Source organism: uncultured Dokdonia sp. (assembly GCF_947492815.1).
Taxonomy (GTDB): Bacteria; Bacteroidota; Bacteroidia; order Flavobacteriales; family Flavobacteriaceae; genus Dokdonia.
In genome coordinates this window covers 23,800-44,985 of record NZ_CANLOB010000026.1, presented here as the reverse complement: position 1 = coordinate 44,985, position 21,186 = coordinate 23,800, and the positions used below count along the sequence as shown (strand labels likewise).

Annotated in this window: 19 protein-coding genes; 12 read left to right on the top strand and 7 right to left on the bottom strand. The window is 34.2% G+C overall.

From position 1 onward, the window contains the following. The first annotated feature begins 102 nt into the window (after positions 1–102). The gene (locus Q1A01_RS19120) at positions 103–1,875 is read left to right on the top strand and encodes a DNA mismatch repair protein MutS (protein ID WP_299684039.1); all 1,773 of its coding nucleotides are present in this window, start codon (positions 103–105) and stop codon (positions 1,873–1,875) included. Between the two features lie 502 nt (positions 1,876–2,377). Here the strand turns inward: Q1A01_RS19120 and Q1A01_RS19115 are convergent. The 5 genes from Q1A01_RS19115 to Q1A01_RS19095 form a co-directional block, all read right to left on the bottom strand. Further along, a complete protein-coding gene (locus Q1A01_RS19115; RefSeq protein ID WP_299684037.1) occupies positions 2,378–2,917 on the bottom strand; it encodes a hypothetical protein in 540 nt (179 codons plus the stop codon). A gap of 114 nt (positions 2,918–3,031) precedes the next feature. Then, entirely contained in the window at positions 3,032–3,724 is a 693-nt protein-coding gene (locus Q1A01_RS19110) for a hypothetical protein (protein ID WP_299684035.1), read from the bottom strand. Positions 3,725–4,009: 285 nt separating this feature from the next. After that, on the bottom strand, positions 4,010–4,750 hold the full coding sequence (locus tag Q1A01_RS19105; RefSeq protein ID WP_299684033.1) for a DUF6794 domain-containing protein: 741 nt from the start codon (positions 4,748–4,750) through the stop codon (positions 4,010–4,012). A 4-nt stretch (positions 4,751–4,754) separates the two neighbouring features. Continuing rightward, a complete protein-coding gene (locus tag Q1A01_RS19100; protein ID WP_299684031.1) occupies positions 4,755–5,831 on the bottom strand; it encodes a hypothetical protein in 1,077 nt (358 codons plus the stop codon). Between the two features lie 131 nt (positions 5,832–5,962). Then, positions 5,963–6,493 (bottom strand): hypothetical protein, encoded by a 531-nt coding sequence (locus tag Q1A01_RS19095; RefSeq protein WP_299684029.1) that lies wholly within the window; start codon positions 6,491–6,493, stop codon positions 5,963–5,965. A gap of 664 nt (positions 6,494–7,157) precedes the next feature. On the opposite strand from Q1A01_RS19095, the gene Q1A01_RS19090 reads away from it, so the two are divergent. Both Q1A01_RS19090 and Q1A01_RS19085 read left to right on the top strand, forming a co-directional pair. Next, positions 7,158–7,529, top strand: a complete 372-nt coding sequence (locus tag Q1A01_RS19090) for a VOC family protein (protein WP_299684026.1) — start codon at positions 7,158–7,160, stop codon at positions 7,527–7,529. 425 nt (positions 7,530–7,954) lie between these two features. Further along, positions 7,955–8,956, top strand: a complete 1,002-nt coding sequence (locus tag Q1A01_RS19085; protein ID WP_299684024.1) for a metal-dependent hydrolase — start codon at positions 7,955–7,957, stop codon at positions 8,954–8,956. 98 nt (positions 8,957–9,054) lie between these two features. On the opposite strand, the gene Q1A01_RS19080 is transcribed toward Q1A01_RS19085, so the two are convergent. Together Q1A01_RS19080 and Q1A01_RS19075 are read right to left on the bottom strand one after the other, a co-directional pair. Continuing rightward, positions 9,055–10,383 (bottom strand): hypothetical protein, encoded by a 1,329-nt coding sequence (locus Q1A01_RS19080; RefSeq protein WP_299684022.1) that lies wholly within the window; start codon positions 10,381–10,383, stop codon positions 9,055–9,057. A 445-nt stretch (positions 10,384–10,828) separates the two neighbouring features. Next, on the bottom strand, positions 10,829–11,659 hold the full coding sequence (locus tag Q1A01_RS19075; RefSeq protein WP_299684020.1) for an AraC family transcriptional regulator: 831 nt from the start codon (positions 11,657–11,659) through the stop codon (positions 10,829–10,831). 181 nt (positions 11,660–11,840) lie between these two features. Here Q1A01_RS19075 and Q1A01_RS19070 point away from each other — a divergent pair, with 181 nt between their 5' ends. The 9 genes from Q1A01_RS19070 to Q1A01_RS19030 all read left to right on the top strand — a co-directional run bounded on the left by Q1A01_RS19070 (position 11,841) and on the right by Q1A01_RS19030 (position 21,122). Next, positions 11,841–12,755 (top strand): dihydrodipicolinate synthase family protein, encoded by a 915-nt coding sequence (locus tag Q1A01_RS19070; protein ID WP_299684018.1) that lies wholly within the window; start codon positions 11,841–11,843, stop codon positions 12,753–12,755. Positions 12,756–12,765: 10 nt separating this feature from the next. Then, the gene (locus Q1A01_RS19065) at positions 12,766–13,041 is read left to right on the top strand and encodes a DUF1272 domain-containing protein (RefSeq protein ID WP_299684017.1); all 276 of its coding nucleotides are present in this window, start codon (positions 12,766–12,768) and stop codon (positions 13,039–13,041) included. Positions 13,042–13,084: 43 nt separating this feature from the next. Beyond that, on the top strand, positions 13,085–14,584 hold the full coding sequence (locus Q1A01_RS19060) for an aldehyde dehydrogenase (NADP(+)) (protein WP_299684015.1): 1,500 nt from the start codon (positions 13,085–13,087) through the stop codon (positions 14,582–14,584). A 73-nt stretch (positions 14,585–14,657) separates the two neighbouring features. Continuing rightward, positions 14,658–16,379: a DUF885 family protein gene (locus Q1A01_RS19055; RefSeq protein ID WP_299684013.1), complete on the top strand. Its 1,722-nt coding sequence runs from the start codon at positions 14,658–14,660 to the stop codon at positions 16,377–16,379. 14 nt (positions 16,380–16,393) lie between these two features. Continuing rightward, complete coding sequence (locus tag Q1A01_RS19050; RefSeq protein ID WP_299684011.1) at positions 16,394–17,302, top strand: hypothetical protein; 909 nt, start codon at positions 16,394–16,396, stop codon at positions 17,300–17,302. Between the two features lie 10 nt (positions 17,303–17,312). Beyond that, entirely contained in the window at positions 17,313–18,317 is a 1,005-nt protein-coding gene (locus Q1A01_RS19045; protein ID WP_299684009.1) for a 4-hydroxyproline epimerase, read from the top strand. 70 nt (positions 18,318–18,387) lie between these two features. Next, entirely contained in the window at positions 18,388–18,747 is a 360-nt protein-coding gene (locus Q1A01_RS19040) for a four helix bundle protein (protein ID WP_299684007.1), read from the top strand. Between the two features lie 120 nt (positions 18,748–18,867). Next, positions 18,868–20,112: an FAD-dependent oxidoreductase gene (locus Q1A01_RS19035; RefSeq protein WP_299684005.1), complete on the top strand. Its 1,245-nt coding sequence runs from the start codon at positions 18,868–18,870 to the stop codon at positions 20,110–20,112. A gap of 116 nt (positions 20,113–20,228) precedes the next feature. Continuing rightward, positions 20,229–21,122 carry a hypothetical protein gene (locus Q1A01_RS19030; protein WP_299684003.1) on the top strand — a complete coding sequence of 298 codons (894 nt, stop codon included), beginning with the start codon at positions 20,229–20,231 and terminating at the stop codon, positions 21,120–21,122. Positions 21,123–21,186 lie beyond the last annotated feature (64 nt).

Genomic DNA, 21,186 nt, shown 5'->3' with positions numbered 1-21,186 from the left:
TCGTCTAGTGAGAAATTGAAATACTGAAATTAGTTCAGCACAAGCAAGTTCCGTTTGACGAAATTTAGACCTTTTACAATATTAAAAACGCGATTACCTTTAATGAATAACCCAGCTCAGTTTTATACAAAACAAAAAGAAATACACCAAGAATCATTGCGTGGTATTAAAAAACAATTGAATATCTCAAGCACCATACGTGTTGTCTTATTTCTTAGTATCTTGGGGAGTATCTATATAACCTTCGGTCAATGGAAATTACTCACAGGTGTTGTACTTCTAGAACTTATTGCATTTGTTTTTTTAGTAGTACGTCATGGTAAAATTGCCTACAAAAGAGATTTGCTAAAAGCATTAGTTTCTATAAATGAGACAGAATTAAGTGTATTAGATCGTGATTTTTATGAGTTGCCTTCCGGCGAAAAATACCATGACCCAGAACATTTTTATAGTCAGGATATCGATCTGTTTGGAAGAGGTTCTTTCTTCCAATATTTGAATAGAACAGCCTTAGAAAGTGGTGCAGATGTGTTAGGAGCAATCACAAAAGCTAATGAAATTACAGGAATTCCTGAAAAACAAAAAGCCATTCAAGAACTCAGTAGTCTTCCAGAATGGAGACAAGAGTTTTCTGCTATAGCATCTTTAGTGAAAACAGAAGTTCCTGCAAAGACAGTTACAGATTGGTTAAAGGAATATGAATCCTTTGTGCCTAAAAATGCAAGGTTAGTATCTAGAATCTTCTCTGGGATATCACTAGCATTATTAATAACCTATTTTACAAATTTCATCCATGGAGGTTTTGTAATAGGTTGGTTTTTATTAGGACTTGCGATTATAGGTAGGTTTGTAAAGAAGATCAATATGCTCTCAGTACATACAGGAAAAATACAAAGCACCTTTGACCAATATTATAAGTTATTAGCAAAGATCGAAGCACAATCCTTCGAGAGTAAAGTGCTCAAAGATAAAAGAGAACAGATTATCAATGATGTTCAAAAGTCATCAGGGGTATTGCGTACATTTTCTAGGCATTTAGATGCGTTAGACCAGCGAAATAATATTTTAATCGGGATCATAGCAAATGGTTTTTTTATAAGAGATCTTGCGATTGTATCTCAAATAGAAACATGGATCAATGCACATAGGGATGATGTGGCGATTTGGTTTGAAATTATCGCCTTTTTTGATGCTTATAATAGTTTAGGAAATTATGATTTTAATCATCCTACACATCAATATCCTGAGATTACAGAGACTCCAGTAACTTTGAAAGCTAGCCAAACGGCACATCCGTTATTAGATCCTGCTAAAGCGATTCTAAATGATATCACCATAGACACCGAACAGTTTTTTATTATCACAGGCGCAAACATGGCAGGAAAAAGTACCTTCTTGCGCACAGTAGCCTTACAAATTGTGATGGGTAATATGGGATTACCCGTATGTGCTCAGAAGACAATTTATACACCTATAAAACTCATTACAAGTATGCGTACTACGGATAGCTTAACCGATGATGAGAGTTACTTTTTTAGTGAACTCAAACGTCTGAAGTTTATCGTAGATGAGATTAAAAACGATCGTTATTTTATCATCTTAGATGAAATCTTAAAAGGAACCAATAGCACCGATAAAGCCAAAGGGTCTCGTAAGTTTGTAGATAAACTCGTTAACTCAAAATCGACCGGTATTATCGCGACACATGATTTAAGTCTCTGTGAAGCTGCTAATGAATTGCCGCAAGTCAAAAACTACTATTTTGACGCCCGTATTGAAGATGACGAACTCTATTTTGATTATACCTTTAAAGAAGGCATTTGCCAAAATATGAATGCGAGTTTCCTGTTGAAGAAAATGGAGATTGTAGATTAAATAGCGATTTCTGAATGGAATGAATCAGGTACATGGAAATCTCCATATATTAAAACTGAGCTTTGGAATCAGTTGATTCAATATCATATCAAAGAAGGATGGAAAATAGTCTATAAGTATGATAATTTTGATGTTGGAATTGATTTTGATTTAGTGATACTTGAGAAAATGGAGAAGAGATTTTATTTGGTTGGGATAATTGGGTAGAAGGAGAGTTACAATGCGCTACACATCGAATGACTTAAATCGAAAAACAATTTGATCAAAAATTTAATAAAGGAACCCCAGAAAACCTAAAGTCAGAAATTATAGCGCAGCATAGAAAATGACAATTAGAAAGAAAATTGAATTCAAGAAATATACTACACCGTGTTAAAATGTTTTTCGGCTTGAAAAAATGAGTATGGTTGGCTTTTTATAGAAAATCTGCGAAGGTTTTAGAAGTATGCTAGTAATGAATTATAAATGATGTTGCGTAACGTTATTATTATAAATTCTATGACTACAAGTTTTTATATTCCCAATAATTTTCTACAGAAGAAGCATCGGTTTTTAACTTTTCATTAATCAACTTTTCCAGTAACATGAATGCATTAATATATCTATCTTTATATTGACTTACACAATTATCATTACCTCTCCATCTTGAATTTTTTACCTCTTCATTAATTTCAGCTTCATTTTTAAATGCGTTTCCATTCTTAAGTAAAATTTGTAAAGCATTTTTTCGCATTTCTCTCAAATTCTCATTAGAGATATAATTTTCACTTGAACTTATTTTTTTAATTATTTTATTGATAAGTTTAATTATTAGTTCTTTTCGTTCTTTGTCAATCAAAAAATCATCTAAACTCATTGACATTCCTCCATAAATTAAAGGTAATGACTGTAATGCGAGCTCTTCTTTATATTTAATTATCCAAGAATTGGAATCAAATTCAGTTACTTCAATTTCATTAATAAGACAGTTTTGCATTGCTTCTACAAAACCATCTTTTGCCCAAAAACCATAATCTTTGAATTCAATAAAACTTGATGCCATATTCTTATCGTTTGTTTCAATGTTACAACAACAACCTCGGTTATGAGTAGTTGCATGGTTTAGTAAGTAAGCGATAACAAGCAATTATTTTTACACTTTGTTACGCAACATTTTTTATTCAAACATTTTATGATTTTTAGTCCAATATTCCGCTATAAAATCATATTTGCCTTTCCAATACCCTTGTTCTCTTTTTATGTGTTTTAATAATTTTTCGTCATTTTCATTTACTTTGTAGATGTAAATTCCGTTTGTGTCATTTTCTAAACAGCCTAATCCTTCTATTTTTCCTAACAAGGTTATATTCGTTTCCGTTAATTTATATAATTCACTTCCCCAATCATTATCTGCACATCCACTCCCGTGATAGGAATAATAAAAGTGTGATTTGTTTATTCTTTTCGAGTTTGGGTAACTATTGAAAGATTCCACGAACTCAAATTTATCGGTTTGAATATTAAATAAAAGCAATTCTTGGATTCCAGGTGTATTTGAAACATAATTCATTAAGATATCAGAATAACCATCTCCATTAAAATCAGAAAATTCAAAGTCAAAAGGATTGTCTTCATGACTATAAATAACTTTTCCATTTGAGTTTTTAATAGTGAATATTCCGGGGCGTTTTATACATGCCTCATATTCAATTCCATTTATGATTTGTTCTTTACAATCGAAATAAAATTTGTTTAATGTGTCAATTTCAGTTTGTTCGACAAGTTTTTTGTCCAATTGATTTTTTTCTTTTTTACAAGAGCTAAAAGAAATCAGACTAAATATTAATGCTATGATGAATGTTTGTTTCAAATGTTGGGTAACTAGTATATATAAGTATCCAAAATACCACAAAAATCATAACGGTCACATCTTTAAATACTTTAATTAAATAACCGAAGCATTTATAACTCTTAAAAACGATTAGGTATCCCCTCGAACGCAGTCGAGAAGTCAACTAGGTTTCATAAAAAGATCTCGACTGTGTTGGACTAGCCCCTAGAAATACAATTTTAAATCATTATGTTTTTTGATATAAAAGCAGCCAATCTTTCAACTTTAGTGAGACCTAAAAACTGGCTATTAGGTGTACGTGTTTCATGGGGTGTTTGGTAGCCAATCGTTATAGTATATCCATTCAACATCACCGGTTTTCGTTATTCTTCGATTGGGTTTTCCAGAATCTAGACCAGTGTATAATCCTTTATCATCACAGCTTTGGATAAGTTTAATCTTTAAGTGAAAATCTGATTCTCTTTTTTCAAGTAATATAGCTTTAGAGATGCACTTTCCAGATTCAGCTAACTCTTTTTGTTTATTTGAAATGTAACCTCTCAAGTATTTGAAATTTATTGTATCGTTTACTTTGAACTTTTCAAATTCAATAGCATATTCCTTTCGTTGCCGTTCATTAACTTTCCTCCAATAGTTTTGATAATGTTCAGCTTGTTTATTAAGGTCTATTGATTTATTATTTAGTTTTCGGTGAAATGAGGTGAAAATCACAGCAGACATATCTTCTGGATGATAAATTCCTTTTTTATGAAGAAATTCAACTAATTTTCCTTTTCGTTTCCACAATCCCCAACCATTACGGATATTCATTCCATAACCTCTATGAAGAGATACTATAGCTGATTTTTCTTCTTTGTTTTTAAAAGCTTCTAAATCCTCCTTTGACCAGTTACACTTAAAATATGCAAAAGCATCTTCTAAATCAATAGGTATATATTCAGCTAAATAGTTCTCACAATTAGATTGAGAAAACCCAACTACTGAACATAGAAATATTACTATTCGTAACGTTTTTGTCATACTATGATCAACGGTTTTATCCACTATATTAGTTTTTATTATTCAAACATTTCATATAATCTGCCTTTGCTTTTTCAAACTCAGGAATAAATCTCTGTTTGAAACTAACTTTTGGATACCTTTTGTCTATTTTAATTGGAAAATCGTCAAATTCTGGCAAATCAAATTCGTAGTATAGTTTTCCGTTAAAGGTTGGCATTTTTGTGAGGAATAAGTCAGCACGAAAACAATTCTTAGGAAAGTTTCCAGTTGAATATCCGGACATTTGATTTCCTAAGTGTCTCATCGCGCACAAGAATAAAATGGAACTTTCTTGAGTATTCAATTCCAATTTTTTAAAGTCGATATTTTTCTCATAAGGTTCAATACTTCTTTGATTGTTTAAAATACTTGCGAAAATTGTTTTGTAATAAAATACAAGCATTTCATTCTTGTCAGGATTTTCCTGTAAAGTTTTAGATATTACTTCTTCTACCGAAAGTTTGTCTCTTCCACGGTTAAAAGAATTCCATTTTAGCTTAGTATCAAGATAATGGGCGAACAAAAAATCGGAATCAGGAACTTTTAGAAACTCATCTGCTAAGATTCCTTCATTTCGCTTACTTAATTGCTTATAGAATGAGTTCATTTTTTTAAACTTAGGCAAGTCTGTTTTTTCATATGCTTGTCTTTCCCATTTAGCTTTTATGTAGTTAATAAAATCAGAATCGAATTCAGAGTCAGCTTTTTTATTCATTTTTGGGTTTTCCAATTCCATTTTAAAACCCTTTTTAAAAGCTTTTTTTTCAGGTTTACTTAATTTACGTTGTTTAATTTCTTCCCATAATTTGATAGCCTCCTTTATTGAAAATTTTTCAGTTCGTTTAATAGCCTGAGACCAAAGTAAAATCCCAAAATCTTTTCGATTGTATAAAATATTTCCAACACGATAAAATGGTGCTTTATCATCTTTCATATTTAATTCAAAATCAAGCTTTCCATTTATAGTTTCTGCTCGAAAATATTCGATAACAGTCTCCTTATCTTGATTGTAAATATTATTTTCTTTTTGTCCAAAAGTCAAATATGATGTTGTAAGGAAAAGTATTGTTAAGAATTTATTCATGTTCTCAAATTAATGTCAACGGTCTCGTATAATTTTCAGTTACGGGTTAAATTAGCGATAATTTTCGGTTTGGCATTGACTTTAGTAATTCCGAGTAGATTCCGACGTAATTGAATCTGTTGTAATTACAATTATATATCGTTGTGTGTGGATCTTATTTTTCCTGTTATAATTTTTAAATACTTGGGCTTATTCAAATTAAATTTTGCCAGTTTCCATGAATGTTTTCTGAAAATAAATTCAACCCAGAGCTCTAATTCATTATTCAATTTTATAGATAGTACATCTTTGTCAACTATATTGATTTCCTTATCAAAGCAATTTCGATGATTTAATTGAGTAAGTATATGTGCAGTTATATTTAAAAAATACTGTGTTTCTTTCTCCGTATCTCTTAATTTTTTTAGTTCAGTTTCTCTTTTTTCTCTTTCCTGTAATTTTTTAAGACATTGGTCGTATAATTCTTTATACTCAAAGCTTATTTCATTATTCGGTAGTTCCCTAGATCCAATCATAAAAGAGTCTGGTATAGGTTGAGAATTAGCCCAAGGTTCTCGCTTCTTATTTTCTTTGCGTCGAAATAATATCCAACCTACATCATTATCATTTAGATTATCTACTAGACAGGTACAAAGTAAAAATTCATTTTTTAATTTACACATAGATTGCTTGACTTACATATATACAACTACTTTATATCACCATCCAAAATACCACAAAAATCATAACGGTCACATCTTTAAATACTTTAATTAAATAGCCGAAGCATTTATAACTCTTAAAAACGATTAGGTATCCCCTCGAGCGCAGTCGACAGGTCATTGTAATCCTAAACTAGGTTTCATAAAAAGATCTCGACTGCGCTCGATCAGACAATACAATAAACTTTAGCGATCATTAATAACATTCAGATTTCAGATGTACGAAACACTTCGACAAGCTCAGTGTAACAACTATCAAAGAACGTGATTGAGTTGTCTTTCAATATTTTGTTGCGTTGTAAGCTTCCCTCCTAAGAAGGAGGGATTGAGGGAGGTGTTATTTTAGAGTAATATGCTATTTTTACTCCCTTTTTGGAAGCTAGGGGGAGAGGGATTTCACATCTTTCAATCTAGGTAATTTCGGTACACTTTCGCAGAAAAAGCGAAAGCACTCAATCACCTAAAATCTAGCTATCGAGTTTAATTTTGAAAAGTTTGAAAATTAGATGACTGAGTGATTTTACATCAGAGCCCTGTGATGATGTAAAATTATTTCGAAGTCACCGAAGCTCTATACTTTCCTAACAATTCATTACTTTTAAAAAACAATCTAAAACCAATCCGTATGAAATTAGGAGCCTTTTCCAGTAGTTTGAGCGTGAAAGACATTCATAAATCCAAAGCCTTTTATGAACATTTAGGATTTGAAGTATTTGCAGGTGATATAGAACGAAAGTATCTCATTATGAAAAATGGCAATGCTCTCATCGGACTCTTTGAAGGGATGTTTGAAAATAATATTTTGACATTTAATCCAGGTTGGGATGAAAGTGCACGTCCATTAGACGAATTTGATGATGTACGTACCATTCAAAAACACCTTAAAGAAAAAGGAATTGATTTAGAACGCGAAGCAGACGAAACCACCAAAGGGCCTGCTAGTGTTGTACTGATGGACCCTGATGGAAATGCCATTCTCATTGATCAGCATGTGTAAATGAATTCCTGCGAAGGCAGGAATCTTTTTTCTGGCATTCGAAAAGTTGTCGTAAAATTTGAAGTGAAGATTCCGTGAAATTTCAGATTGTTTGAGCGTAGCGAGTTTCTGAAATTTAGGAATAGAACGATAAATTTAGACAAGGTTTCGCCAGCCTAGACTTTTTGTTTCTTTTTTGGCAATGAAAAAAGAAAAGAAAATATTTTTTAAGACGAACTAATGTGCCAATAATTATTGTCATCATTTAAAACTAAATGTGGTACTTTTTAAATTTAGACGGAAATGCCATACTCATCGATCAGCATGTGTAGAACTTCATTTTTAATTCCCATAAAGGCGGGAATCTCATTATTTTTAATCAAAAGCTAAAGAATATAACTTTCGGTTTGTTACATTTAATCATTGTTTCATTAACTCATTAATTCTTGGATAGTTTAACACAAGTCGTTTTAGGCGCAGCCGTGGGAGAAGCGGTTTTAGGCAAAAAAGTAGGAAACAGAGCCATGCTTTGGGGAGCCATTGCCGGTACCATTCCCGATTTAGATACCATAGCACGCTATCTTACCGATACGATTACTGCCACCGAAATGCATAGAGGATTCAGCCATTCTATTGTCTTTTCAATTCTAATGGCACCCCTATTGGGTTGGTTGGTCCATCAAATCAAAAAACGAGATGATGTAGGCTGGCAAGGCTGGGCAAAACTTTTTTTCTGGGGGTTATTTACACACCCATTACTAGACGCATTTACTACTTGGGGAACACAATTATTCTGGCCTTTTGATCTGAGACTAGCCTTTAATAATATCTCTGTGATAGACCCTTTATATACTTTGCCCTTTCTAGTATGTCTTATCATTGCCGCGTTTAAAAAGAGGGGTACGCTTTCGCGAAAGCGTATAAATAACCTTGGCATTTATTTAAGCACGGGATATTTAATACTCACCTTAGTTGTAAAATGGGTAGCACATACAAAGGTTACAAATGCATTAGAACAACAACAAGTTGCCTATTCGGAAATATCTACACGTCCCGGATTTGGAAATGCTATTTTATGGAATGCCAATGTAGATGCAGGTGATGCCTACCTGATAGGAGATTATTCCTTTTTTGATTCAAAGCCTATTACATTTACAAGCTATCCTAAAAAGCGAGAAGCATCTAAAGAGCTAACATCCAGAGATGAGGTACAGCGTTTAATTAAGATTTCTGAAGGCTGGTATATTTTAGAAAAGGAAGATAATCAGTGGATATATAATGATCTGCGATTTGGATTAATAACAATAGATCCAGCACATCCTAAATTTATATTTAGATATACATTAGAAGATAAAGAAGGTGTCATCACCGCTACTGAAGATCGTCCAGAAGTTGGAAGTATAGGTACAGTTATGTCAACTTTATGGGAACGTATAAAAGGGAATTAACAAGTTGAAAAAGTGTAAAAAGAAAAGAGAGCTGCCCTTCCGGACAGCCCCCTAAAATCAAAAATTAATTTTTTTACTGTATATAATACGTCTTTGTATTATTGGTTTCTTGGTGCTCCAATTTGAGTTCCGATTACACTTGAATCTGGTTGTGTAATTACTGGACAGTTTATGATAGCTCCTGTTGCTGTTAACATGTCAGATAAACTATTTGCTAATGGTCCTGGATTCCCATTTCCTCTAAAAGGAATTAATGTACCATCATCTAAAAGATCATTAATCTGACCAAAACTTGTTAAAATTACACGCTCATCTGCTGGAACAGTAAACTCAGTAATATGTGCATCCCACATTGGTGAATAACGTGTGTCACTTGGATCAATTGGGAATGTATTTGTAGGATCATTTACTTGACGATCACTTATAGAAGCTGTATTTAAACCTTGGAATCCTAGAGGATTATTAGCATCTGGCGTAACACCATTTGCCGTTGGGCTAAAAGGTAACATAGAACCTCCTGGGAATAATCCAAAAGCTGGTAAGTTATTTAATCTTGGTGCATATACTCCTAATTCAATAGTTGCTGGTCCAGGATCTGATGTATCTGTTACAATGTGGAAGTAGTATGGTTGACCATCATGCCATCCATCTAAAAGTTGTAATACTACAGACGCTTGATCTATCGCTAAGTTTGGATTGTTTAAATCATCTTCGTCTGCTTGACTATTTCCATTTGGATTTGGAATTCTATCGTGTATTCCTGTACTGTTTGCTACTAACTGTGCGTTAATTACAATATTAGTGCCCGGAAGTACTACATAAGAAGACCAGTTTGCATCTGCAATCGCTCCAGGATTTACTTCAGCAGGAGGGAATCCAACTAATGCGCCATCTGGTGATGCTGCTCCAGCAGTTAAACTTCTTGTTGGAGAAAAATCTACAGATCCTTCAAAAATAAGTCTTCCATCTTCTGTCCATTCTGAGTTTTGCTCTCCTCCAGAACCAATCGCTTCTGCCATTCTAGGTGCATAAATTACTCCAAGTTCTTCTGCAAAATCTTCATCAGAAGCTTCAGTAATTACATAATATCCTTCTCTACGCTCCCCATTTGGAAGTGTTTCCCATCCTTGAAACATTGGGAATCTTGCAGTAGGACCTGCAGGTACAACATCTCTGTCTACACGAAAGTCTATTCCTAAAATACTAGGTAAAAATACGTTTTGTGCAGCTGTAAAGCTTAATGCAGGATTGTTTACATCATAAGGAGTTCCTCCGTCTTCTGCAATACTATTTAGTAATAAACTCGCTGCTGTAGGTGTTTCACCTTGAGGTGTTCCACCATCAGGAGTTGTGTTGTTATCGTCTGAACTACAGCTCGTAAAAAATACGGCTCCTGCTACCATTAATGTGTATATAATCTTTTTCATGATTTTGTGTTTAATTAATTTTATTCTGTTTATGTCTTTATCTGTATTAGGTTTGTTTGAAAATAATGAGCGCTTTATTTTTAATACACAGGTTTAGACTTTCTGAACCTCGTATACTTTCTTAGTTTTTTTGAAAATTGTAAGAAAAAGGAAGATTTTCATATTATTTATGACTTCTTCTTTTAAGGCTTTAAAAAACGATGAGTAAGTGATAGTATGAGGTTTCAACACTTTTTTATTTATGAAAATAAAAAAACACTAAAAATATAATTGAGGTAATAATGGTAAGTTCTGATCAAAAAAAAATGTAACGATGCTAACATAAAAAGCACGTTTTTAGACTTATAGTGGTATAAGGAAAGCTTATAGTAGTCTATTTTTTGATAGTTTTACTGAATGTGTTAGTTTTTTGAAACAGCATATACCTTTAAGTTTTATGTATAACTTATTGAAATGAAGACCTATAGATGGAAGGACTTATGTTCTTGTGATATTTGAATTTTCTGTTAAAATGAGATAATGTTTGAAATCCTGAAAGTTCAGCAATAGTAGCAATAGATAATGCAGGGTTTTCTTTTAATAATTTACAAGCTTGTGTAATTCGTATTTCCGTTAGAAATTGGAAATATGTTTTATTCGTACGCTTTTTGAAATATTTGCAAAACCCATTAGTACTCATCGCAGCTATATCTGCAATATCTTCTAATTGTATAGCCGTAGCATAATGCTGTAATGAATATTCAAAAATGCGATGCAATTTTTTGCCATCAGCTTCTGTTATTTTTTTTGGATATACAAAAGAAGATAGTGGTGTGTATTTGCCCTCAGTAAGTAATTGTATGAATAATAAAAAGTAAGCCAATCGGGAGAGTCCTTCATTCTGTGACAATGCTTGGAAAGTAGAAATAAGCTTTTGACTAGCTGTTGTTTTAAATCCCGCTTTCGCGAAAGCGTAAAATTCCCGCACCCCTTTTCCTTCTTCTAAATTCAGAAATGAATCCCCAAAGGATGCTGGATTAAAGAAAACCGTATGCATTAATGCATCTGTAACTTCACTTCGAAATACATGTGGCTGTTGTCCACCAATGACAAATACATCTCCTTCCTGAAAATGATGAAAGGTGTCTGCAATTAATAAAGTACCATTTCCTTTTAGAATATGACTGATCTGAAGTTCTTGATGTTGATGCAATTGTCCATAAAATTGCCCACTATCTATTTGAAATATAATAGCAGTATTACTTGGTTTAGGTATTTTAAAAGGAAGTACTTTCATATCATAAAGATACTTTATTGTTTAAAAATGAATTGTAAATACTTAAAAATGGATAATATAAGCACAGTATTGGATAATTGACACATTATGAATAGCGGTAATCTATCCTATTTTTATTCTCGAATTGGGAAGTCTTTTTGAATAACATAAGACAACACCATATAACTATAGAAATTTACTTATGTCAATACAATGGAAAGGAGTGATGCCAGCCGTCACTACAAAGTTTACAGAACAAGATACATTAGACCTTGATATGTTTGCCGTTAACATTAATGCACAATTAGAGGCTGGTGTACATGGTATCGTATTAGGAGGTACCCTAGGAGAAGCCAGTACGCTGAGTGATGCAGAAAAAAGCATCCTAACTCAAGAAACCGTAAAATTGGTAGAAGGGCAAGTACCTGTACTCATTAATATAGCAGAGCAAACAACTAAAGGAGCTATTGCAGCAGCACATACCGCAGAAAAAGATGGCGCTACTGGATTAATGATGTTACCACCTATGCGTTATAAAGCTGGAGACGCCGAAGTAGTTGCCTATTTTAAAGCCGTGGCTGAAAGTACATCATTACCTATTATGGTGTATAATAATCCTGTAGATTATAAAATAGAAGTGACGTTAGCTATGTTTGATCAATTATTAGCATGTGATAATATAGAAGCAGTCAAAGAGTCTACTAGAGATATCTCTAATGTAACCCGTATTAAAAATGCGTTTGGAGATCGATTAAAAATAATGACAGGTGTAGATACGCTGGCTTTAGAATCCCTTCTTATGGGTGCCGATGGTTGGATTGCAGGATTGGTAGATGCATTTCCAGCAGAAACTGTTGCTATCTATGAATTGCAAAAAGCAGGACGTATTCAAGAGGCAATTGCGATATATCGTTGGTTTTTACCCTTGCTAGAGTTAGATATAAACCCGAAATTAGTACAGAATATAAAATTGGCAGAAGTTCATACAGGGATTGGGACAGAACATGTAAGAGCGCCAAGATTACCATTATCAGGAGAAGAAAGAGTACATGTATTAAACGTGATTAAAAAAGGACTAGAAAGTAGACCTACTTTACCTGATTATAAAAACTTGTAAAATCAAACCGATGTTAGAAATACGACCTTCTTGCGAACATTGTGATAAGCCACTTTCGTATGATGCCACCGATGCCATGATCTGTACGTTTGAATGTACATTTTGTAAGGACTGTGTAGAAAATGTATTAGAAGAAGTATGTCCTAATTGTGGAGGTGGGTTTGAGAAAAGACCGATACGACCTTCATCGTTATTAGAAAAGTATCCAGTGTCTACAAAAAAGGTGCATAAACCTGTAGATATTCAGAAGCATTTAGAAAGAATCAAGAATAGGGAGTACTCATAGAATTAGTAGCAACCCTTCATTAAAACATTTAATCATTCATACAATGATCACAGGAAAAAATTATATAGGAAGCACATTAAGTGCAACAGGAGCAGTGACGTATCAAACGTTAAATCCAAAATTAAACACACCCAATGCTACCTCTTTTACAGAAGCAACTTCTGAAGAGATTGACCTGGCTGTTGCCCTAGCTTCTAAAGCTTTTGAAACCTATCAAAGTATCTCTGGAGAAAAAAGAAGCACTTTTTTACATGCCATTGCAGACGAGATAGAAGCATTAGGAGATACCCTTATCGAAACATATATGTCTGAAACAGGATTACCTGAAGGAAGAGCCAAAGGAGAGCGTGGCCGTACCTTAGGACAACTACGTATGTTTGGAGATCTTATAAAAACCGAAGATTGGCGTAATCCTACCATTTCTGGAGAAGCAAATGAATTACGTCAGTATTTAATGCCATTGGGACCTGTGGTGGTTTTTGGAGCTAGCAATTTTCCATTAGCCTATTCTACAGCAGGAGGAGATACTGCCAGTGCATTAGCCGCTGGATGTCCTGTAATTGTAAAGTCACACCCAATGCATGCCGGAACTGGCGAATTAGTAGCCAGTGCTATTCAAAAAGCAGCAGAAAAAACAGGAATGCCTAAAGGTGTTTTTTCAAACTTAAATAGTGCAGGGATTGAAGTAGGCGTACAACTTGTAGAGCATCCCATGGTAAAAGCAGTTGGATTTACAGGAAGTATTAGAGGGGGGCGTGCATTATATGATCTTGCATCTCAAAGAAAAGAACCTATTCCTGTTTTTGCAGAAATGGGGAGTATTAACCCTGTAATCATTACACAAAAAGCCCTAGAAGCACGTGGTTCAGAGCTAGCACAGACCTATGCAGACTCCATCACATTAGGGGTAGGACAGTTTTGTACAAATCCAGGACTGATTTTAGGGATTAAAAGTTCCGAATTCACGACCTTTACACAAGAATTAGGAGAAAAAACCGCTGCAATAGATGCTCATTGTATGTTACATCCTAACATTCATACAGCCTATGAAAAAAATGGAAAAGCTGTCATAAGTCAACCTGATGCAACGGTAGTTGCTGAACATCAAGGAACGATAGCAGCAAATTATGCACATGCAAAAATAAGTACCGTATCTGGAGATGCTTTTTTTAAGAATCCGAAGTTACACCAAGAAGTATTTGGCCCATTTTCATTAGTAGTACAATGCGACGATAGCAACCAACTATTACAAATTATAGGTCAGCTGGAAGGACAGCTAACGGGAACAATCATCGCCGAAAAAGAAGACTGTAAAGATCTTTCACCCCTTGTAGAAAGACTGCAAAACCGTGTAGGGCGTATCATTTTTAATGGAGTCCCTACTGGGGTTGCAGTAGTAGATGCTATGACACACGGCGGACCTTATCCCGCTTCGACTGACAGTCGTTTTACAGCGGTAGGTAACCAAGCTATTAAACGATGGGTGCGACCTTTTAGCTATCAAGGATTTCCAGAAGAATTACTACCTGAATTTTTAAAATAAATAATTATCAAATATGAGCTTCCTTCCTAGAAAGGAGGGATCGAGGGAGGTGTTTTAAGATTAAAATATGGATATGAATAAAGTACTAAGTTTATTATTAATGATGGGGTGCCATCTAGCAATATATGCACAATCTCCATCAGAAAACCTTCAAGCAATTATAGAAGAAGTGCAAGATCATAAAGGATACGATTCAAAGACGTATCCTATGGGATTGTTTTCTAAAGCATATTTTGAAGCGGAGTCCACTTTCGCGAAAGCGCAATTAGAAAAACTAGCAACAATTTCTGAAAATACACTTTCTGAAACTGAAACGATATCACTCGCATTACTTCGTTTTAAATTACAAGAAACAGTAGATTATGCTACCTATGAATGTTATTTAAACCCTTTGCTATCGGATTCAGGATTTCATAGCAGTTGGAATTATATGGTACGCCCTATTACCAATTATGAGCAAGCAATATCTTATCTAAATAAATTGAAAGTACTTCCTGATGTAGTAGATCAATATATTCCATTATTACGAGAAGGTCTTGAAAAAGGGGTGTCACAACCTAGAGTGATTTTTAATGGCTATGAATCTACCTATGATACCCATATTCCTAAAAATGATAATGATATAAAAAATCACTTTTTTATGCAACCTATTACTAATTTACCTGATAATATAACTCCTAAACAGAAAAAGAAACTTCAGGGTATAGCAGATATGGTTCTTCGTAAAAAAGTAATTCCTTCTTTTGAGCGCATTAAGGCATTCTTTGAAGAAGAATATTATCCTAAAACACGAAAAGCGATTGGTGTTTCAGAAACGCCTAACGGTAGAGCTTATTATCAAAATAGAATTAACTATTACACAACACTTGATCTTACAGCAGACCAAATCCACCAAAAAGGATTGGAAGAAGTGGCACGTATCAAATCTGAAATGAAAAAGATCATTGCTGAGGTAGATTTTAAAGGATCATTTGCAGATTTTTTAGAATTCTTACGTACCGATGAGCAGTTTTATGCAAAGACACCTGAAGAGATTTTAATGATTGCACGCGATATGGCAAAACGCGCTGATGCACAATTGCCTCGTTTTTTTAAAACGCTTCCGCGAAAACCATATGGAGTGGCTCCCGTACCTGATGCCATTGCGCCTAAGTACACTACTGGGCGTTATGTAGGAAGTGCTAAAGGAAGTACAGATCCTGGTTATTATTGGGTCAACACCTATGATTTGCCTAGTAGACCTTTATATGTATTACCATCCCTCACAGTACACGAAGCGGTGCCTGGGCATCATTTACAAGGAAGTTTAAATCAAGAATTAGGAGACAGTATTCCACAATTTAGAAGAAATATGTACCTCTCTGCATTCGGAGAAGGGTGGGGACTTTATTGCGAATTTCTAGCCGAAGAAATGGGAATGTACACTACACCTTATGAACGTTTTGGAAAGCTTACCTATGAGATGTGGCGTGCCTGCCGATTAGTTGTAGATACAGGAATTCATGCCAAAGGATGGACACGTGATCAAGTAGTGAATTATATGGCATCTAATACAGCACTATCATTACACGAGATTAATACAGAAACCGATCGTTATATCTCTTGGCCAGGACAAGCATTGTCTTATAAGATAGGAGAAATTAAAATACGCGAACTCCGAACAGAAGCAGAAAATGCTTTAGGAGCAGCTTTTGATATTCGAGCATTTCATGAGGTGATCTTAGAGCAAGGCACCGTAACCTTAGAGATTTTAGAAAAAAGAGTTAAAGATTGGATTGAGGAAAGTAAAAAGTAAGTAATACTATGGGTGTGAAAATAGAAAGAATTAATCAAGAGTATATTGATAGATTTACAAATGATGAATACCCAATAAAAGTTACTAAAGAAAAACTTCTTGATTTTGTAACATATACAAATCATATAGATAGACCTAAAGAAGAGAGGGTGTTGGTTTTAGCCTTAGATATAGGAACACATGAATTTGAAAATGGATGGAAAGATGTGCAACTATTATACGATTACTCTTTAGAACATTGTAAAAAAGAAGAACGATTTGATTATTTGATAGATTGGATCGTTTCAGCTTTATACTGGTATAATGATTATGCAACAGACTTATATAAAGATAGAGTTGAAATAGCCAATGCTTGTTTATTAAAATTAGAAGAAGCTATAGATTTAGAACCTAACAAAGCTTCTATAAATCATCTTTTTGGAATATTTTATTATGATCATCCAAGTATGGAGGAAGCAGTTGATCATAAGGTTTTAAAAAAAGCAGTATCCTATTTTTTAAAAGCATTTGAAATTGATTCTTTAAAATATATTTCCTGTTTTTTTGCAGCACATTGTTATCACGATATGAAGGATTGGGAAAAAGCAAAAACATATTATGAAAAAATAGATAAAGAATTTTTTATAAGAAAGAATCCTCATTGGGAATGGAGAATATGGAAGTTAGAAGAACAAATATGTCTTTGTTATGCTATGACTGGAGATATAGAACAAAGTAAAACTTATTTTAAAACGTTTCTATCAAAAATAGAAGAGATGAACGATGAAGACTTTGATGATCTCATTGTAAATTTTGATGAATCAGTTCAATTAGTTCTAAAAATAAAAGATGATTCTTTAACGAAACGATTACTAGATATGGTAATTAGTAAAGGATATAAAAAAAGATACGAAACAGAAATAAAGCAATTACAAGCTAATTAGGAATAAGAAAATGACACATAAATTCACCTGTGTAGATGCACATACCTGCGGGAATCCTGTTCGATTGGTAAAGGAAGGAGGCCCAGAACTTATAGGGAATTCTATGAGCGAAAAACGCCAGCATTTTATGAAAGAATATGACTGGATACGTAGAGGACTCATGTTTGAACCTCGGGGTCATGATATGATGAGCGGAAGTATATTATATCCTCCCCATGATACCGAAAATGATGTAGGTGTATTATTTATTGAAACTTCAGGATGTTTACCGATGTGTGGACATGGTACTATTGGTACGATGACTATTGCGATAGAAGAGGGACTGATACAGCCTAAAACGCCTGGAAAAGTTCGGATGGAAGCTCCGGCTGGATTGGTAGAAATAGACTATCAACAAACAGGAGATAAAGTAGATTGGGTAAAACTAACTAATGTGGCTTCTTACCTCGCCGCTGAAAACTTAACAGTAGATTGCCCTGAATTAGGAGAAATTACTTTTGATGTTGCTTATGGAGGGAATTATTATGCGATTGTAGACCCACAGAAAAACTTTTCTGGAGTACATAATTTTACGGCAAGTCAAATTGTGCAATACAGTCAAGTAGTTCGTGAACGTATCAATGAAAAATACTCAAATCAATTTATTCATCCAGAAAATGAGACTATTCGTAATGTGACTCATTTACTTTGGACTGGAGATCCTATAGATCCAACATCTTCAGGAAGAAATGCAGTGTTTTATGGTGATAAAGCTATTGACCGTAGTCCATGTGGTACAGGAACATCAGCAAGATTAGCTCAATTATATGCAAAAGGTAAATTAGGAGTCAATGAGGCCTATATCCACGAAAGTTTTATAGGTTCTACCTTTGTAGGACGTGTTGAAAAAGAAGTCGTTGTGGGAACTCATAAAGCCATTGTTCCTAGTATTCAAGGATGGGCACGTGTATATGGACAAAATACCATCACCATAGATGAAGATGATCCTTATGCATTTGGGTTTTCTGTTATTTAATGAGTCAGTGATTTAATGATTCAGTGATTTAATGATCTAATGTTGTAATAAAAAGTGGTGTAATATTTATATGAATAAGTCTGAATTTATAGAACAATTTAAAAGTAGAACAAAAGCACTAGCTGTAAAGATTATTGTTTTTTATGATGAAATGCCTAAAACAGATGCATCAAGAATTATAGGAAAACAATTAATACGTTCAGTTACCTCTACTGCTGCAAATTATAGAGCTGCATGTATTGCCAGATCTTCCAAAGAGTTTTATTCTAAAATGTCTATAGTAGTTGAGGAAGCTGATGAAACCCTTTTTTGGCTTGAAATGTTAAAAGACACAGGGATGGTTCCCGAAGAGCAATTAAAACCATTTATAAAAGAAGCCACAGAAATAGCAAAAGTAATGTCTGTAGCACGTAAAAATGTAGATAGATAGTTTAAACATCATATCATCATATCATCATATCATCATATCATTAGAACATTAGAACATTAGAACATTAAATCATTAGAACATTAAATCATTAGAACATTATATCATTAAATCATTGCAAAAGTGAAACATTGTATTATCATTGGCGGCGGTATTATAGGATTATCCTGTGCCTATTTCTTACATAAATCAGGACATCAAGTAACGGTGATTGATCAATCTAAAATGGATGGCGGCGCCTCGTATGTAAATGCAGGTTATTTAGCGCCTAGTCATATGATTCCATTAGCTGCTCCTGGCGTTATGAAACAAGGACTCAAATGGATGCTTGACAAAAAAAGTCCGTTATACATCAAACCTCGATTAAATTCAGAATTACTAAAATGGACCTTGGCTTTTAATAAATCATGTAATTCAAAACATGTACAGCGTGTTGTGCCAGTCATGCGGGAAATTGCTGTGATGGGGCGCGATTTATATGATCAAATAAAACAAGAAGAAGGGTTTGACTTTCAGTTAGAGAAAAAGGGACTCTTTATGCTCTGCCAATCAGAACATATGCTAGAAGAAGAAAGTCATTTAGTAGATTATGCTTTAAAAGAAGGGTTAGTTGCTCGTACAGTTACACCACAAGAAGTACAGCAAATGATGCCAGATGCTCAGCTAGATATTGTAGGTGCAACCTATTTTGAATGTGACCACCATACGACTCCCGATGAGTTTATGGAAGATTTAAAATCCTACTTAATCCAGTCTGGTGTTACGATTCGAAAAGAAGAAAAAGTGATTGATATTGGGGTTCAAAATGGAAAAATATCACATGTGCAAACAGATAAAAAGCAACTTAAAGCAGATGAGTATGTACTCGCCGCGGGATCATGGACAAGTATGCTTTCGCGAAAGCTGAATTTGAATCTTTTATTACAAGCAGGAAAAGGATATCGTATACAAACCACAACACCAACCGGCATTACCTATCCTTCCATTCTCGCAGAACGAAAGGTTGCTATTACACCTATGAATGGGTATACACGTTTTGCAGGCACTATGGAGATAGCAGGAATTAATCATACAATTAATACAACGAGAGTAGAAGCCATTGCAGAAGGAGTAAACCAATACTTTCCAGAGGTACAGATTTCTAAGGAAGAAAAAAGTCAAGCAGCTGCTGGTTTACGTCCGGTATCTCCAGACGGAATGCCTTATATTGGAAAAAGTAGTAAATGTAATAACCTAACGATTGCAACAGGACATGCTATGATGGGATGGAGCTTAGGGCCTTCTACGGGCAAATTAGTTCAAGAGGTTATTGATGAGGTGAAGCCCAGTATGAATATGGCGCTTTTTCATCCAGATCGGAAGTTTTAATATCAAATGGGATAATAAAGTAATGATATCATGTAGTAATGAATACTATAAGGTAATTGAGTAATTTTAAAACAAAATAACGTGAAGCTTAAAATTGTATCGAACTGACAAGACTAATGACTGATATTACCCTACTTACCTGCAAAGCTTATTTCCAACCGAAAGAAGTTACACCTTATATCGCTACTATTTTACATGAACGAAAGCTTTTACAAGATGCTTTAGAAAAACGAGGACTAAACGTAGATTGTACCTATTGGGATGATCCTGAATATGATTGGTCACAAACAAAAGCTGTTGTTTTTAGAACCATATGGGATTATTTTGAGCGATATGAGGAGTTCTCTACATGGATGAACAAGATTAAAAATAAGACGCAATTAATCAATCCAATATCATTAATTAATTGGAATATTGATAAGCATTACCTAGCAGATTTAGAGAAAAAAGGAATCACGATTGTTCCTACGGCTTATGTAGATACGGGTGCGTATCGTTCTATAGATAGTGTGTGTGAAGAAAATGGATGGACAGACGTAGTGATCAAGCCTGCTATTGCTGGTGGCGCTTTTCATACCTATAAGGTGCAGCAAAACGAGAGAACTTCTTTTGAAGAACTTTTTCAAAAGCTAGTAAAAGAGCGTGATATGTTAATACAACCATTTCAAGAAACAATTACGAGTTTAGGAGAAGCGTCTCTTATGGTATTTAAAGGGAAATATACACATGCGATTCTTAAAAAAGCGAAAGCTGGTGATTATAGAGTACAAGATGATTTTGGCGGGAGTGTACATGATTATATACCTACTCCTGACGAAATCGCTTTTGCAGAAAGGGTTTTTAAAGCTTGTGATCCCATGCCAGCTTATGGGCGTGCAGATATTATTTGGGATACTCATGGAACTATTCTTTTAGGTGAATTAGAAATTATAGAACCTGAACTTTGGATACGTAATCATCCCGAAGCTGCCAATGATTTTGCAAAGGGTATTTTACAGTATTTACAATAAAATAACTATTAAGTTTCTTTAATTGAGACTGTTGTCTTATACGCTTTCGCGAAAGCGTATACTG